This window comes from Actinacidiphila cocklensis, from assembly GCF_907177275.1.
In the GTDB taxonomy this organism is placed as follows: domain Bacteria; phylum Actinomycetota; class Actinomycetes; order Streptomycetales; family Streptomycetaceae; genus Actinacidiphila; species Actinacidiphila cocklensis.
Map to the genome: position 1 here is coordinate 212553 of NZ_CAJSLV010000103.1, position 14653 is coordinate 227205.

10 protein-coding genes and 1 tRNA gene are annotated in these 14653 nt (G+C 73.6%); 3 read left to right on the plus strand and 8 right to left on the minus strand.

Translation table 11 applies throughout. The features are described from left to right. Positions 1-105 precede the first annotated feature (105 nt). Positions 106-1515 (minus strand): DUF3631 domain-containing protein, encoded by a 1410-nt coding sequence (locus tag NFU81_RS36165; RefSeq protein ID WP_422665380.1) that lies wholly within the window; start codon positions 1513-1515, stop codon positions 106-108. Between the two features lie 463 nt (positions 1516-1978). Beyond that, positions 1979-2212 carry a hypothetical protein gene (locus tag NFU81_RS36170; protein ID WP_251500001.1) on the minus strand — a complete coding sequence of 78 codons (234 nt, stop codon included), beginning with the start codon at positions 2210-2212 and terminating at the stop codon, positions 1979-1981. 97 nt (positions 2213-2309) lie between these two features. On the opposite strand from NFU81_RS36170, the gene NFU81_RS36175 reads away from it, so the two are divergent. Together NFU81_RS36175 and NFU81_RS36180 are read left to right on the plus strand one after the other, a co-directional pair. Then, on the plus strand, positions 2310-3005 hold the full coding sequence (locus NFU81_RS36175; protein WP_422665376.1) for a helix-turn-helix domain-containing protein: 696 nt from the start codon (positions 2310-2312) through the stop codon (positions 3003-3005). After that, positions 3002-4594: a tyrosine-type recombinase/integrase gene (locus NFU81_RS36180; protein WP_251500003.1), complete on the plus strand. Its 1593-nt coding sequence runs from the start codon at positions 3002-3004 to the stop codon at positions 4592-4594. The genes NFU81_RS36175 and NFU81_RS36180 overlap by 4 nt, the downstream gene beginning before the upstream one ends. Before the next feature lie 128 nt (positions 4595-4722). Here NFU81_RS36180 and NFU81_RS36185 read toward each other — a convergent pair. From NFU81_RS36185 to NFU81_RS36205, 5 genes are all read right to left on the minus strand, one after another. Next, a tRNA-Thr gene (locus NFU81_RS36185) sits at positions 4723-4796 on the minus strand. 102 nt (positions 4797-4898) lie between these two features. Then, entirely contained in the window at positions 4899-6530 is a 1632-nt protein-coding gene (locus tag NFU81_RS36190) for an alpha/beta hydrolase (protein WP_251500004.1), read from the minus strand. An 87-nt stretch (positions 6531-6617) separates the two neighbouring features. After that, positions 6618-7814 carry a hypothetical protein gene (locus NFU81_RS36195; RefSeq protein WP_251500006.1) on the minus strand — a complete coding sequence of 399 codons (1197 nt, stop codon included), beginning with the start codon at positions 7812-7814 and terminating at the stop codon, positions 6618-6620. A gap of 398 nt (positions 7815-8212) precedes the next feature. Continuing rightward, positions 8213-9406, minus strand: a complete 1194-nt coding sequence (locus tag NFU81_RS36200; protein ID WP_251500008.1) for a DNA polymerase III subunit delta' — start codon at positions 9404-9406, stop codon at positions 8213-8215. 41 nt (positions 9407-9447) lie between these two features. Further along, on the minus strand, positions 9448-10875 hold the full coding sequence (locus NFU81_RS36205; protein WP_251500010.1) for an aminotransferase-like domain-containing protein: 1428 nt from the start codon (positions 10873-10875) through the stop codon (positions 9448-9450). Here NFU81_RS36205 and NFU81_RS36210 point away from each other — a divergent pair. Beyond that, a complete protein-coding gene (locus tag NFU81_RS36210) occupies positions 10874-11770 on the plus strand; it encodes a DMT family transporter (protein WP_251500011.1) in 897 nt (298 codons plus the stop codon). The two genes, NFU81_RS36205 and NFU81_RS36210, sit on opposite strands and share 2 nt — an antisense overlap. A 207-nt stretch (positions 11771-11977) precedes the next feature. Here NFU81_RS36210 and NFU81_RS36215 read toward each other — a convergent pair whose 3' ends face one another. Then, positions 11978-14275, minus strand: coding sequence for a macrolactam cyclase family protein (locus tag NFU81_RS36215; protein ID WP_251500014.1), 2298 nt, complete (start codon positions 14273-14275; stop codon positions 11978-11980). Between the last annotated feature and the right edge of the window lie 378 nt (positions 14276-14653).

A 14653-nucleotide genomic window follows, 5' to 3' on the forward strand; every position in this document is an offset into this window, starting at 1 on the left:
CGGGTCATCGTCCTGGTACGGGTCGACCCGTCACACCCGGGCCACCCGTCCCACGCTGACCTGCGGCGGGACGGGTGATGCGGGTCGAGGAGAGTCGACCGCCTGTCAGCGGCGCGGACCCGTACCAGGCGAGGGTGGTGGCGGTGGGGGTCTGCCCGAACCCGGCAACTTGGGCCTGGCCTCCGGGAGTGATGTCACCCGGGCCTGAACGTCATTCCCGGCTGCCTCGGCGAGGGCGAGGGGTAGGGGCGGCTCGGCTTCAGGAACGGTAGGGGCGGTGTGTTCAGGCAGGGGGCAGTAGCGGTTCCAGGGGTCGATGAAATCGGCCCTGGCGTAGCCACGGCGCTGGGTGCCATCGGGGAAGCGGCGGTTGGCGGGGTGGATCTCGTAGTCCGCCAGCAGGATCTGGAGTTTGCGGGCGGTCAGTCCGGCCGGGCCTTGTTCATGCCAGGGCGCTTCGGGGTCGGCGTTGAGGGCGTGCAAAAGCGTCTCCGTGGCCAGCAGGGGTGGGTCGCCGTGCCGGGCGAACGCGCCCCGCAGGTCCGCCAGGATCCGGACCTTGGCACCCCGGTCCTGCTCGTTGCCCTTCTCCCGCTCCGTCATCACCCGGCACGCCGTGCGCGCCCGCTGCGGCCACGCACCGCCGGCCAGGTCGGCGACCGCGACCAGTGGCTCCCACGTGTCCGCTGCCCGGTCCCGCACCGGCATCGCAGGGATCAACTCAGATGCCTCTTCCAGCAGGGGGCCCAGCCAGTCCGCGAGCCGGTCCCGCACCGCCTGCAGGAACGGGATGTCGGTGCGGGTGCGGAAGTCGTCCACGTGCTCGGTCTCCAGGCGCTTTCGCATCCGGATGATGACAGCCCGGTCCATGATCGTGTCGGGCAGGTCTCCGATCCCGGCGATCGCCGCCATCGCGAACGTCGGGAACCTCACAGCCTTGTGCTCCGGCCCCATCACCCGGGTCGTGGGGCGGTTGCGCTGGTGACCGGCGTTGAGCAGACCCCGCATCTCCTCGTTCTTCTCCGCCACCTTCACGCTGCCGAAGATCGTGTCGGCCTCGTCCACCAGTAGTGTTGGCGGCTCCTCCGTGATCGACCGGAAGATCGCTGCCGGAGTCGAGTTCACCGTGATGAACGGGGCGTGGACCGTCTCGTGCAACACGTCCAGCAGCCGCGACTTCCCGCACGCCTTCGTCGGCGCCACGATCGCCAGCCGCGGTGCGTGCTGCCATGCCGGTTGCAGATGTGACGCCGCGATCCACAACGTGATCGCGTCAAACGCCTCCGGACTCGGCGCCACCACATACCGGGCCACCGCCGACCGCAGCTCATCCAGCAACCCCGCTCCCTCACCAACAGGGTGGTCCCCGACGGGCCGGTCCGGTCCCCAGGTCTGGTCCGCTGGTCCGCGGCTTGGTCCCCCGGTTCCGTCGGGCCGGTCCGCAGCCGCCTGGTCCGAACCGGCCGGTCCCCCGGCCTCGTCACCTCCGGTCCGCTGACCGGAACCCTCGGTCAGCAGATCGGGCGCCGGACCACCGTGGTCCCCTGCTTCCGGGGTCGTGACCTGCGGGGACCATGGTCGGTCCCCGTCGCGGTCCCCACTTCCCGCTGGTCCGGCCACCGGCCGCTCGCTACCGGTTCGGTCCCCGGTCTGCGGACCTTCGGTCCGGTCGCCCGCGGGACCAATCTCTCTGTGAGCGGACCAGACACCGCTGGTCCGCTGGCCCAGCACCTCAGTGGTCCGCTGCTCCTTGGACCGCTCACCGACCAGACCGTTCGCCTCGGCCAGTGGTCCGCTGGTGACCCGGCCTGGCTCACCCGGTACCGCGACCGGCGGCCAGGGCTGGTGCGGGGATGCGCCTTCGGCGCCTGGAGTCGTACGGGGCATGCATCACTCCTCGAAGGGCGGGTGCGGGCTGGACCGCCCTTCCCGCCAGGGTTGGTTGTTGGGGGCATCGCACGGGGTGAGGGAATGGAGCTCACGCCGCCAGGCCGAGCAGGGCCTGCAGTTCGGCGGTCACCACTCGGTAGGAGTTGCCCAGCCGCAGCAGCCGGCACGGGTACTCGCCCCTCTTCGCCAACTCGTAGCCCTTGCTGCGGCCCAGGCCCAGCGCCCGGTTCGCTGTCTCCAGGTCAACTGCTGCCGGCAGTGCCAGCAGTTCGGCCCGGCTCATTCCCCTCGTTATCGGACGGGCCGTATCGGCCACACCCATGCACTACTCCGCTCGTTTCATGGAGCTCTCGGCGAACACCGTCTGGTGCTCGTTCTCCCAGCTGCAGAAACTATCTTGGCGAAGGTATTGTGTCTCTGTGACACAGATTGATTCCGAAGATGAAGAGGCCGACTACTACGAGGACGAGGAGGAGAACGACGACGTACCGGAGTGGACCGATCAACTGATGACGACCGTCGCAGCCGAAGTCCGACGCCGCAGGAAGGAGCGAGGCATGAGCGCACAGGAACTAGCGGACGCCTGCGCGGCGATCGGTCACCCGATCCCCCGCAACGTGATCGCCAACATGGAGTCCGGGCGCCGCTCCGTACTCCCGCTCGTTGACGTCATCGTGCTCGCGGAGGCACTCGACACCCACCCCGCGCTGCTGATCTACCCGTTGGGACACGTCCGCGAACTGCAACGCCTACCCCTCCAGTACCCCACCTCCCCCTGGGACGCGATGAGTTGGTTCGTCGGGGAATCCGGCGAGGGCCAGGACGCAGCTCTCGTTAACGCCTTCCACGAGTACCGACGCCAAGAAGCCGTCGCCTTCACCGCGTGGAATGCCATGGGCAACTATCGCCACGACGCGGAAATCGCCACCGACCCGAAGATGCGCGCACAAGCCCAGCGCGGCGAGGAACAAGCCATCAAGCGCCTCGAAACAGCAGCCGCCCATCTTCAGACCACGCGCTCGCGCCTCCAACGCATCCTCGGTCCATCGGGGAACTTGCCCCCAGGACTCGAAGCACTCACTGCCGATATCCCCGACGGAAAGGACAGCATTTGAAGGGCTCCACCCACCGCCGCTGCTACTGCCGCGACTCCAAGACGGGCAGGCCGCTGGGCAAGAACTGCCCCAAGCTCACCACTCGGAAGCACGGCTCCTACTCCATACGCCAGGAACTCCCGCCTCGCCCGGACGGTTCCCGCCGCGCCTTCAACCGCGCCGGCTACGAGACGCTCAAGGCCGCCCAAGCGGACCTCGACCACGTACGCGCACTCCTCGGCCTGGCCGAGACGGACGACCCCGAAGGCATCGCCCTGATCGCGGCCATGCTGGCGGAGGTCAGCGAAGAGAAGGCGCCGCTCCCCGACGTCGAAGAGACGCGACGGCGGCTGAAGTCCGGCCAGGATCTCATCGGGCGTATCACCGTAGGCGAATGGCTGGACCAGTGGCTCGCAGCGAAGCGCATACGCAGGTCGGGCATCAGCCGCTATGAGACCGACGTCCGCGTCCACCTCAAGCCGCGCATCGGGCACCACCGGCTCGACCGGCTGCGGGTCAGCCACCTGAGCGACATGTTCACCGCCATCGCCGACGCCAACGCCGAGGTCCTGGAACAGAACGCCCAGCGGAAGGCAGCGGTCGCGGAACTGGCCACCGTTCCGTGGAAGGGCGCTGAACACCGCGCGCGCCGCAAGGCGATGAAGGAAGCGATCGACGCCATGCCGGCGATTCGGCGGGTGACCGGTCCGGCGACGCGGCTCCACGTCAAGGCCACCCTGCGGGCGGCACTCAACGACGCCATCAGCCAGCAGATCATCACCTTCAACCCCGCGGCCCACGTCGAGATCGACCCTGTACGCAAGCCCAAGGCCCTTGTGTGGACGAACGAGCGGGTCGAAAAGTGGCGCAGGGGCGGCGAGAAGCCCTCCCCCGTCATGGTCTGGACGCCCCAGCAGACCGGCGCCTTCCTCGACTCCGTCGCCGAGGACCGGCTGTACGCCATGTGGCACCTCATCGCCTTCCGCGGGCTGCGGCGCGGTGAGGCCTGCGGGCAACCCTGGTCGGAGACCAACCTTGATGCGCACTCCCTCACCGTCTCAGCCCAACTCGTCCAGGACGGCTGGCAGGTCGAGACGTCCGAGCCCAAGACGGACAGCGGCTTCCGCGTCATAGCGCTCGACGACGACACCGTGGAGGTGCTGAAGCGGCACCGCGAGCGGCAGGAGGCCGACCGCGAGGAATGGGCCTCGGCCTGGGTGGACACCGGCCTCGTCTTCACGCAGGAGGACGGCTCTTGGCTGCACCCCGGCAAGGTCACCGACCTGTTCGAACGGCTCGTCGCCGCCTCCGCTCTCCCGCCGATACGGCTGCATGACCTCCGCCACGGCGCCGCCACGCTAATGCTCGCCGCCGGCGTCGATGTGAAGGTCGTCTCCGACACCCTCGGCCATAGCGACACGCGGATCACGCGGGACATCTACCAGAGCGTCCTCCCCCAGGTCGGCAAGAGCGCCGCCGAGGCCACCGCCAAGCTCGTCCCACTTCAGCGCAGGGCCGAGGCGGAGCAGACCCGGAAGGCCACCAAGAAGGCGAAGGAGGCCCAGGCCAAGGCCAAGAAGAAGGCCAGAAGGAAGAAGCCCAGGAGCTAGATCCAAAAGCGCTCCGCTCACGCATCGCTCACGCAAGCCGTTCACCGGGATCCGAGCGGCCGGACGTAGCGTGCCCCGGAAAAGGAAAAACCCCAGGTCACGGCGAGTGAGTCCTGGGGTCTTCCGGGAGCCGCCTTCGGGATTCGAACCCGAGACCTACGCATTACGAGTGCGTTGCTCTGGCCAACTGAGCTAAGGCGGCGTGCTGCGCGCTCGAGGCCAAGGGTGGCAGTCGCAGCGGGGGCAAGTCTACAGGGTTGCGGGGGGTGGTCCTGACCGGGTGGGGATCTTGGAAGGGTGCAGGTCAGGTGCACTTCTTGCCGGACGGGGGGACGGTGCCGGACAGGAGGTAGGCGTTGACGGCGGTGTCGATGCAGGTGGAGCCGCGGGCGTAGGCGGTGTGGCCGTCGCCGTCGTAGGTGAGGAGGTGGCCGGAGGAGAGCTGGGCGGCGAGGGACTTCGCCCAGGCGTAGGGGGTGGCCGGGTCGCGGATGGTGCCGACGACCAGGATCGGGGCGGCGCCCTTGGCCTGGATGCGTTCGGGGTGGCCGGTGGCGGCCAGCGGCCAGTAGCCGCAGATCAGCGAGGACCAGGCCAGCGCGGTGCCGAAGTGGGGAGAGGCGGCGCGGAAGCTGGGCACCGCCTTCTTGACGTCGGCCGGGGAGTGGAAGGCCGCGGGGAGGTCGAGGCAGTTCACGGCGGCGTTGGCGTACATCAGGTTGCTGTACTTACCGGCGTCGTCGCGCTCGTAGTAGCTGTCGGAGAGCTGCAGCAGCGGGGCGCCGTCGCCCTTGTTCGCGCTGATCAGCGCGCCGCGCAGGGCGGGCCAGGCCTCCTGGTCGTACATCGCGGCGATCACGCCGGTGGTGCCGAGCGCCTCGCTGAGGGGGCGCTCGGTGCCGGTGGGGAGCGGGTGCTTGTCCAGGCGGGCGAAGAGGGCGTCGAGGCGGGTGCCGGCGTCCGCGGCGGAGGTGCGGCCGAGGGGGCAGTCGGAGCGTTTGACGCAGTCGCGGGCGAAGGCGTTGAAGGCGATCTCGAAGCCGCCGGCCTGGGCGCGGCTACTTTCCAGGGCGTTCACCGAGGGGTCCATGGCGCCGTCGAGCACCAGCCGGCCGACGCGCTGGGGGAAGAGCCCGGCGTAGGTGGCGCCGAGGAAGGTGCCGTAGGACTTGCCGACGTAGTTGAGCTTGGCGTCGCCGAGCAGCTGGCGCATGACGTCCATGTCGCGGGCCGAGTCGACGGTCGAGACGTGGCCGATGAGGCCCGCGGACATTTTCTTGCAGCCGGCGGCGAAGGTGCGGTCGGCGGCGGCGAGCTTGTCGGTCTCCGCGGTGTCGTCGGGGGTGGAGTCGACGGCCGTGTACGCGTCCATCTGCTTGTCGGTGAGGCACTTGACGGGCTCGCTGCGGGCGACGCCGCGCGGGTCGACGGCGGCCATGTCGTAGCGGGCGGTGACGGCGGCGGGGTAGCCGCTGGCCGCGTACTGCAGGTAGTCGATGGCGGAGCCGCCGGGGCCGCCGGGGTTGACCAGCAGCGAGCCGAGGCGTTTGCCGGGGCCTGCGGCCTTCTTGCGGGCGACGGCGAGCTTGAGGTCGTCGGCGGCGACGGGGTGGGCGTAGTCGAGCGGGACCTTCATGGCCGCGCACTCGAACTCCGGGACGCCGCAGGAGCGCCAGGCGAGCTTCTGCTTGTAGTACGGCTCCAGGTCGGCGGGGGTGGCGGCCGGGAGCGGGGCGAGGGTGGCCGTGGCGGCCGGCGACGCGGTGTCGGACGGGGCGGGGGCCGCGGCCGCGGCCGGCCCGGAGGGGGGTGTGGCGGAGGCGGTGGCGGCGGCCTGGTGGCCGGTGCCGCCGGAACAGGCCGACAGCAGCAGCCCGGTCACCGCGATCACGGTGGCCGGGAAACGGAGCGGGCGCGTGGGGTGCTTGGAGTGCATCGGCTGCTCAGGTCCTCCCGTCGGATGGGTGCGAGCGTAACCGGCTGAGGGCGGGGGCAGCCGGGAACGGTGTCCCCTAATGAGTGATTACGAGCTTTGCGGCGGTTTGCGGGATTGCGGTGCGGTGTGGGGTGGGTAGGCAGTCGATGGGGCCGTGGAGGGGGCGCGGGAGATGAGGGGAGGGAGAGGAGAGCGGGGGGCGAGTGAGGGCGGGGATACGGGTGGCAGGCCGGTCGAACCGGCGTGCGGCGGCAGTGAGGGGATCGGGGATGCGGCCGGCGAGGGGGCCAGGGATGGGGACGGCGACGGTGACTGCGACGGCGGGGTGACGGTCCTGGCGGGGCCGTCGAGCTTCTCCGTCAGGTAGCCGGCGATCAGGGCGAAGAGTTCACGGTGGGCGGCGACGCCGTCGATGACGCGTACCTCGTCGCCGTGCGGGTGCAGGGCGTCGCGCAGCCGCAGGGCGGCGGCGCCGGCGGCGGTCTCACCGGAGGTGGTGGCGAGCAACAAGGAGGGGTGCGGAAGTGGTGAGGGGGCCAGAGGTGGATACAGACCGGAGATCCCGGCGGCGGCCGCGTAGCGGCCCGTGGTGGCAAGTGCTTCGCGTACGGCGCAAGGGGCGTCGGCGCCGACCCCGATGACGCCGGTGGCGGTACGGGTGGTCAGTACGCGGTAACGGCGCTCGGCTTCGGCGACGGCGGCGGCGTCGCGGGCGGAGTCATGGGCGGAGTCATGGGCGCAGCCGGTGGGCAGCACGAGCACGAAGGAGTCGGAGAGCCCGCGCTTGGTGGCGAGGGCGAAGCCGCCGTAGAGGTCAGGGTCCGCGGTGGCGGGGACGTGGGCGACGACGACCGGGAAGCCGATGCCGGCCGCCTTCGGCGAGGTGTACTGCGGCGGGAGCCACACCCGGGTGCCGTCCTGCAGCTGGTCGAGGGTGCCGCCCGCCGGGTGCCCGAGGGTGCGCACCTCGGGCGGCGGCGGGGCGGGCTCCGGCGTACGGGCCGGCGGTGACGGTACGACGACGGGTGCGGGTGCGGCCGTCCCGGTGCCGGTCCCGTCCTGCCCGCCGGCGCCGCCGAGGACAAGCGGTACGGCCAGCGCTGCGGCCAGCAGCGCCGCAGCCCCGGCGGCGCCCGCGCGCAGGGCGGTGCCGGTACGGTCCACGGGCAGCTCGTACGCCCGCCCGGCCCGCTCGGCCCACCAGTGGCGCAGCGCGCGATGCCCGAGCAGCACGGCCGAGGCAGCGGCCAGCACCACCGTTACGGACCGCACGACGTCAGCCACGACAACCCCCTCGGGACGGTTGCGGCCCCGCGGGGGACGACAGCGGGCAGGACCACTGCCTGCACCTTGCAACGGCGACCGCCCCAGCCCCGGCAGCCGTTGCGTTCACACCGCCGCGATCACCCGAACGCCTCATCCCGCCCGCGGGCGGCGCCCATCCGCCGGCCGCGGCGGGTGGGGGGCGCCCCTTCGTCAGGGGGCGCCCAAGCGCAGGCCGCGGTGGCCGTGCGGCGGCCTTGTAGAGGGGGCAACCATCAGGCGCGCGGACGCCGACCCGCACGGAGGGAGGGAGGGAGGCCGCGCGAAGGGAGCGGGCCACCCCGCCGGCGGAGAGCGGGCCGGCGGGCCCGCAGGAGGGGGCCGGCCCAGCCCGTGTGAAGGGAGGTGAAGGGCGGGAGTCAGCCGGCCCGGAGGGCGAGGGTCATCGCCTCGACGGCGAGGAGCGGGGCGACGTTGCGGTCGAGGGCCTCGCGGCAGGCGAGAACCGCCTCGAGCCGCCGCAGGCTGTGCTCGGGCCGGGAGGTGGCGGCGATCTGCCTGATCCCGTCACCGACCTCGGTGTTGGCGATGCGCTCGCCCGTACCGAACTGGACGGTGAGCACATCACGGTAGAAGGAGGCGAGGTCGGTGAGAGCGAGGTCGAGGGAGTCGCGCTGGGTGCGCGTGGAGCGGCGCTTCTGGCGGTCGGCGAGTTCCTTCATGGCGCCCGCGGTGCCGCGCGGCATCCGGCTGCCCGCACCGGCGGACGCGCCGAGCGCGGCCCGCAGCTCCTCCGTCTCCTTGGCGTCGACGCCTTCGGCGACCGCCTTGGCGTCCTCGGCGGCCGCGTCGACGAGTTCCTGGGCCGCGCGCAGGCAGCCGCCGATGTCGGCGACCCGCAGCGGCAGCCGCAGTACCGCCGCCCGGCGCTCCCGCGCCGACTCGTCGGTGGCCAGCCGCCTGGCCCGCCCGATGTGGCCCTGGGTGGCCCGGGCGACGTCGGCCGCGAGCCCCGGGGCGATACCGTCCCGGCGGGTCAGCACGTCGGCGACCGACTCCACGGACGGCGTGCGCAGGCTGAGCAGCCTGCAGCGCGAGCGGATCGTCGGCAGGGCGTCCTCGACCGAGGGCGCGCACAGCAGCCAGACGGTGCGCGGCGCCGGCTCCTCGACGGCCTTGAGCAGGACGTTGGCCGCGCCCTCGGTCAGCCGGTCGGCGTCTTCGAGGACGATCACCTGCCAGCGGCCGCCGGCCGGCGACAGCGCCGCCCGCCGCACCAGGTCGCGGGTGTCCTTGACGCCGATGGACAGCAGGTCGGTGCGGACGAACTCGACGTCGGCGTGCGTACCGACCAGCGTCGTGTGGCAGCCGTCGCAGAAGCCGCACCCGGGTGCGGCGCCCAGCGCGCGGTCCGGGCTGACGCACTGGAGTGCCGCGGCGAAGGCGCGGGCGGCGGTCGAGCGGCCGGAGCCGGGAGGGCCGGTGAAGAGCCAGGCGTGGGTCATACGCGACCCGGCGCCGCCGGACGTCACCAGGGCGTCGGCGTCCGTCGCGGCCGCGGACAGCTCGGCCACCACATGGGGCTGGCCGACCACGTCGTCCCATACGGTCACCGCGTGCTCCCTTCGCCGCCGGCGTCCGTTCGGCACGGCGGTCAGACCCGATCGTATGCCTGCCGCAGCCGGTGGACGCCCTCCCGCAGCTGCTCGGTGCTCACCGCGCTGGTGTAGCTCAGCCGCAGGTGCGGCGCCGGCGGCTCGGCGGGGAAGTAGGGGCGGCCGGGGGTGACGGCGACGCCGGCGTGCAGGGCGGCGGCGGCCAGCGCGGCCTCGTCGGTGCCGTCCGGGAGCCGCAGCCACAGGTGGTAGCCGCCGTACGGGACCCGTAGCCGTACGCCGGGCAGTTCGCGCTGCAGGGCCTCGGCCGTCGCGCCGCGCCGGTCGCGCAGGGCGGCGGGCAGCGCCCGCAGGTGGGTCCGCCAGGCGGGCGAGCCGACGAGTTCGAGGGCGGTCTCCTGCAGCGGGCGGGGCACGAAGAAGCTGTCGACGACCTGCCCGGCCCGCAGCCTGTCCATGGCAGGCCCCCGCGCGGTCAGCGCACCGACCCGCAGGCTGGGTGAGGTGGCCTTGGTCAGCGACCGCACGTGCACCACCACACCGTCGGGGTCGTCGGCGGCCAGCGGTCGCGGCAGGGCGGGGGCGTCGGCGTGGACGAGGCGGCGGGCGAAGTCGTCCTCGACCACGAAGGCCCCCGCCTCCCGGGCGACCCGCAGCACCTCGTGCCGCCGCTCGGCGGACAGGCAGGCACCGGTGGGGTTGTGGAAGAGCGGCTGGCACACGAACGCCCGCGCCCCGGTGGCCCGGAAGGCGTCCGCGAGCAGGTCCGTACGCACTCCGTCGGCGTCGACCGGCACCGGTACGGGCCGCAGCCCCGCCGCCCGGGCGACGGCCAGCGTCCCCGGATACGTGGGCGACTCCACCAGCACCGGCGCCCCGGGGGCGACCAGCGCCCGCAGTACCGTGCTGAGCGCGCTCTGCCCGCCCGCGGTGACCAGGACGTCCGCCCCGCCGAGCGCGGAGCCCGCCCCCGCGATGTCCCGCGCGAACCAGTCCCGCAGTTCGGCGAGCCCCTCGACCGGCGGCCGGTCCCACGTCCCCGGCCGCCGCCCCGCCCTCGCCAGCGCCGCGGCCAGCGCTCGCTCCGGTTGAAGCGAGGGGTGCAGATACCCGCCGACCAGGTCGATCACCCCGGCCGGCGGCACCGCGAGGGTGGCCAGTACGCCGCCGGAGTCGGCGACCCTGGGCCGGCGCGGCCCGGCGCTGAGCGCGACCTCCTGCCACGACAGGTCCCCCTGCGACGGCGCCGCCGCCATCACCTTCGCCCGGAAGACACCGGCACCGGGCCGGGAGACCACCGCGCCCTCGGCGACCAGCGCCGCGATCGCCCGCGACACCGTCACCGGGCTGACCCGGTGCTGCTCCATCAACGCACGGCTGGACGGCAGCCTCCCGCCTTCCGGATAGCGCGCAAGCTCGGCCCGCAGAACGCCGAGCAAATGCGTCACACTGCTACCCTCATTCATGACAGCACAGGATAGCGCTACTGCCGCCCCCCAGATAGCAGCGAACCACGGAACCGCGCTCGCCGCGCTCGGCGTCCTCGGCTTCTCCTTCAGCTTCCCCGCCACCGCCTGGTCCCTCGACGGCTTCGGCCCCTGGACGTCCACCGGGCTGCGCGGCGTCCTCGCGGCACTCCTGGCCCTCGGCTGCCTCGCCGCCCAGCGCGTCCCCGTGCCCGAACGCCGCCACTGGCGCGGCCTGCTCACCGTCGCCGCCGGGTGCGTCATCGGCTTCCCGCTGCTCACCACCCTCGCGCTGCGGGCGTCCTCGACGGCGCACTCCGCCGTCGTCATCGGCCTGCTGCCGCTGGCGACCGCCGTGATGTCGGTGGCGCTCACCGGGGAGCGGCCCTCCCGGCTCTTCTGGTTCGGCGCGGTGGCCGGGGCGGTCGCCGTCATCGCCTTCACGCTCCAGCAGAGCCACGGCGCACCGTCCCTCGCCGACCTCTACCTCTTCGCGGCCCTCCTGATCTGCGCCGCCGGCTACGCCGAAGGGGGCCGGCTCTCCCGGCACATGCCCGGGTGGCAGGTCATCGCCTGGGCCGTCGTGGCGGCCCTCCCCGTCACCGCCGCGACGGCCCTGGCGGCCTGGCCCGCCGAGCCTTCCCACCCCACCGGCCGAGCGGTGACCGGCCTCCTCTACATCGCCGGGATCTCGCAGTTCGGCGGCTTCGTCCTCTGGTACCGCGGGATGGCCCTCATCGGCGTCGCCCGCGCCAGCCAACTCCAGCTGGCCCAGCCCCTCCTGACACTGGTCTGGTCCGCCCTCCTGCTGAGCGAGCACGTCCCGCCGGCGGCGCCGCTCACGGCGGTGGCGGTGCTCCTGTGCATCGCGGCAACCCAACGCGCCCGCGCCTAGCCCCTCAGCCACCGCGAAACGGCAGGCCGCCGACGGCGGGGAGGGGACGATCCGGGGGTGTCCCTGCAGGCGTGCGCACCACTCCCGCTGGGACGTTCGGGAAGGGCCGAGGCGCGCAGGCCGAGGAGATACCCCCGGAGCGGGACCCATCCACAGGCGGCACCCGCACCCGACCGCCCACCCGCGCGGGTGGGGGGCGGGAAACCCTCACAGCGAAAGCCGCTGCACCCCGCCCGCAACCGCCCGCCGCGCAGGCGACTCCGTACCGGTCCAGCACGACCCCCGCCGCGCCAGCAACCTCCGCAGCCACAGCTCGACGGCGACCAGCTCGCCCAGCCCGTCGAGCGGCGCCGCAGGCGCGGTCGCCGCGGAGCGCAGGGCGTCCCGTACGACCCGCGCGTCCACCAGGCCCGCGTCCGCGAGCAGCGGCGCCTCGAACAGCTCGACCAGCGGGTCGACCGCCGACCGCACGCCGACCCGGGCGGCGGCCGCCGCGGCGGAGGAGTGCGAGGCGGCGCCCCAGCCGGCCGGCAGCGAGCGCACCCCGGCGCTGGCGAGCACGTCCCGCAGGATGTCGGCGCGCGCCCCGGGCCGTACGCGCAGGGCGCCAGGCAGGGCGCGGGCGGCGCGGACGACGGCGTTGTCGAGGTACGGAGCGTGCAGCCGCTGGCTGGGGACGGCGGCGGCCTGCTCCAGGACGCGGAAGTCGGCGGCGTGCCGGGCGAGCACGGCCCGCGCCCGCCGCTCGCCGGGGCGCTCGATCGGCCACGGCCGCCGCGCGGCGTCCTGCAGCCGGACCGACACCTCGGCCAGCGCCTCCCCGGTGAGCCACCGGGCGGCGGGTCCCGGCCGGACCCAGGCCATCGCGGCGAGCGACGCGCCGATCGGACCGTCGGAACCGGAGCCGCCCAGGGAGCCCGAGCCACCCGCACCCCCGCCGGAGGCGTACCGCAGCAGCAGGGCCGCCGCGTCCTCCACACCCTGTTGATAAGGGGTACGGGCCAGCCGCCGCGCGGCCCGGTAGACGGTGATCGGCACGGTCAAGGGCACGAGCATCGAAGGCCCGGCCGCGGCGGAGCCGCCCGCGCGGGTCAACGCGGCGACGGGCCGTACGAGATGGCGCCGGCGCCGGTCCATGAGCAGGTCGGCGAGCCGGGCGGGATGCGCGTCGAGGACCTGCCGGGCGCCGAAGCCGATCAGGTGGTCGGCGCCGCCCGCGGCGAGCCTGCGCCGGTGGCGTTCCGCGACGATCAGCGAGGGGCCGGGCTCGTCGGTGAGCGGTACGGCCGGGCCGCCGGTCAGGTCGGCGTAGGGCAGGGCCTCTTCGCCGCCCGGTACGACGACGTGCCGCAGCCGCGGGTCGGCGGCCAGTTCCCCGGCGCGGGCCAACTCGCCGTCCCGCAGCGGGAGTCCCCCGGCGGTGAGGTCGTTGAAGGTGACGGCGAGCAGGCGTTCGCCGGCCAGCGAGCCGGGGGCGCCCGGGATGGTGCCGGGCATGCCGGGCAGGCCGGCGGCGAGCAGTGCCAGCGTGGCGGAGGCGCTGCCGCCGGACAGGTCGGCGCCGATCCCTGGCGCGGGTACGAGGCCGCCGAAGTCCTCGCCGTCGGCGGCGAATCCGGTGCCGTCCGGTACGAACCGGGGCTGCGCGAGCCGCGCCCGCACCGACTCCACCAGCGCGTCCCGTATGGCCGCGATGGCCGCGTCGGCGTCGGCGGAGGTGGCGGGCTGGTGGCCGACGGCGAGCGAGGCGGTCGGCTCGTAGCCGGTGATCTCGGGGGTGCCCTCGCGCAGGGTCAGAGCGTGGCCCGGCGGGACGCGCCGCACTCCGAGGTACGGCGTCCCGTCGCCGAGCGCCTCCGGCGCGTCGGGGCAGGCGAGCAGCGCGGCGAGGTGGGTGACGTCGAGCCCGGCCTCGACGAGGTCGGCGAGCGGCAGGGCGGCGGTGGCGTAGGCGGTGCCGCGCGAGAAGCGGGTGTGGAAGACCGGCCGGGCACCCGCGAGGTCGCCCAGCACGGTGATGCGGCGGCCCAGTTGGAGGACGGCGGTGTAGCTGCCCGGCCAGGCGGTGACGTGGCGCAGAGCGCCGCCGCGGGCGGCGACCAGGCCGAGCCGCAGCTCGGCGTCGCTGGCCGCGCATCGCCCGAGCACCGCGAGCCGCGCGATCCCCTGCGTCCCGCCGCCGTAGGCACCGCCGTTGGCCCGCGAGCCGTGCCCGCCGCCGTACGAACCCCCGTTGCCGCCCCCGGAGGAGTCGCCGTAGGAGGACGAGCCGTACGAGGAAGATCCGTAGGACGACCGGCCGTACGACGAGGAGCCGTACGTGCCGCCCGCGTGCGCCGAGTCCGCGTGGACCACCCGGACCTCGTCAGGGCGCCAGTCGCCCACCGCCCACAGCGGATCGGGATCGCCCCACAGCAGTTGGGCGCCGACCGGCAGCAGGGTCCGGGCACCGTCGCCGGGCACGGGAACCGCGGTGGCACTGCTCCACCCCACCAACCACCGCATCGTCGCCTCCACAGGCTGTGGACAGCCGATGCGCAGGCTCCGACCCACCGCTTCCTCGCGCGCGCCTCGCCCCGCCGTGCCACCACGTCTGACGTCCGAAAGACCATGCTGCCACGTGGACGCGCGCAAGGAGGCGCATGAGTGCTCCCTGGTGCGCCGGTTCGTGCGCCCGACGCCTGCCGGCCAGAGCGAGGCGGACGCCGATCGGTACAAATTTGCGCGAACGCGCAACGGATCAGCGACGGAAAAACGCCGGCCGGCACCCGCCGGAGGTGCGTATTCGGGGCGTTGCGGACAGCGACGACACCCGGAAGTCGCCGCCCGGCCGAAACGTCGGGTTCGCGCCAAAGTTTTGCCGCGGCAGCGGCACATGCCGGG

Excerpts from the sequence above, each read along its gene's own strand:
- NFU81_RS36170 (WP_251500001.1), bottom strand. The coding sequence starts at position 2,212 with ATGGGTGTGGCCGATACGGCCCGTCCGATAACGAGGGGAATGAGCCGG.
- NFU81_RS36190 (WP_251500004.1), bottom strand. The coding sequence starts at position 6,530 with ATGCACTCCAAGCACCCCACGCGCCCGCTCCGTTTCCCGGCCACCGTG.
- NFU81_RS36210 (WP_251500011.1), top strand. The coding sequence starts at position 10,874 with ATGACAGCACAGGATAGCGCTACTGCCGCCCCCCAGATAGCAGCGAAC.
- NFU81_RS36205 (WP_251500010.1), bottom strand. The coding sequence starts at position 10,875 with ATGAATGAGGGTAGCAGTGTGACGCATTTGCTCGGCGTTCTGCGGGCC.
- NFU81_RS36215 (WP_251500014.1), bottom strand. The coding sequence starts at position 14,275 with ATGCGGTGGTTGGTGGGGTGGAGCAGTGCCACCGCGGTTCCCGTGCCC.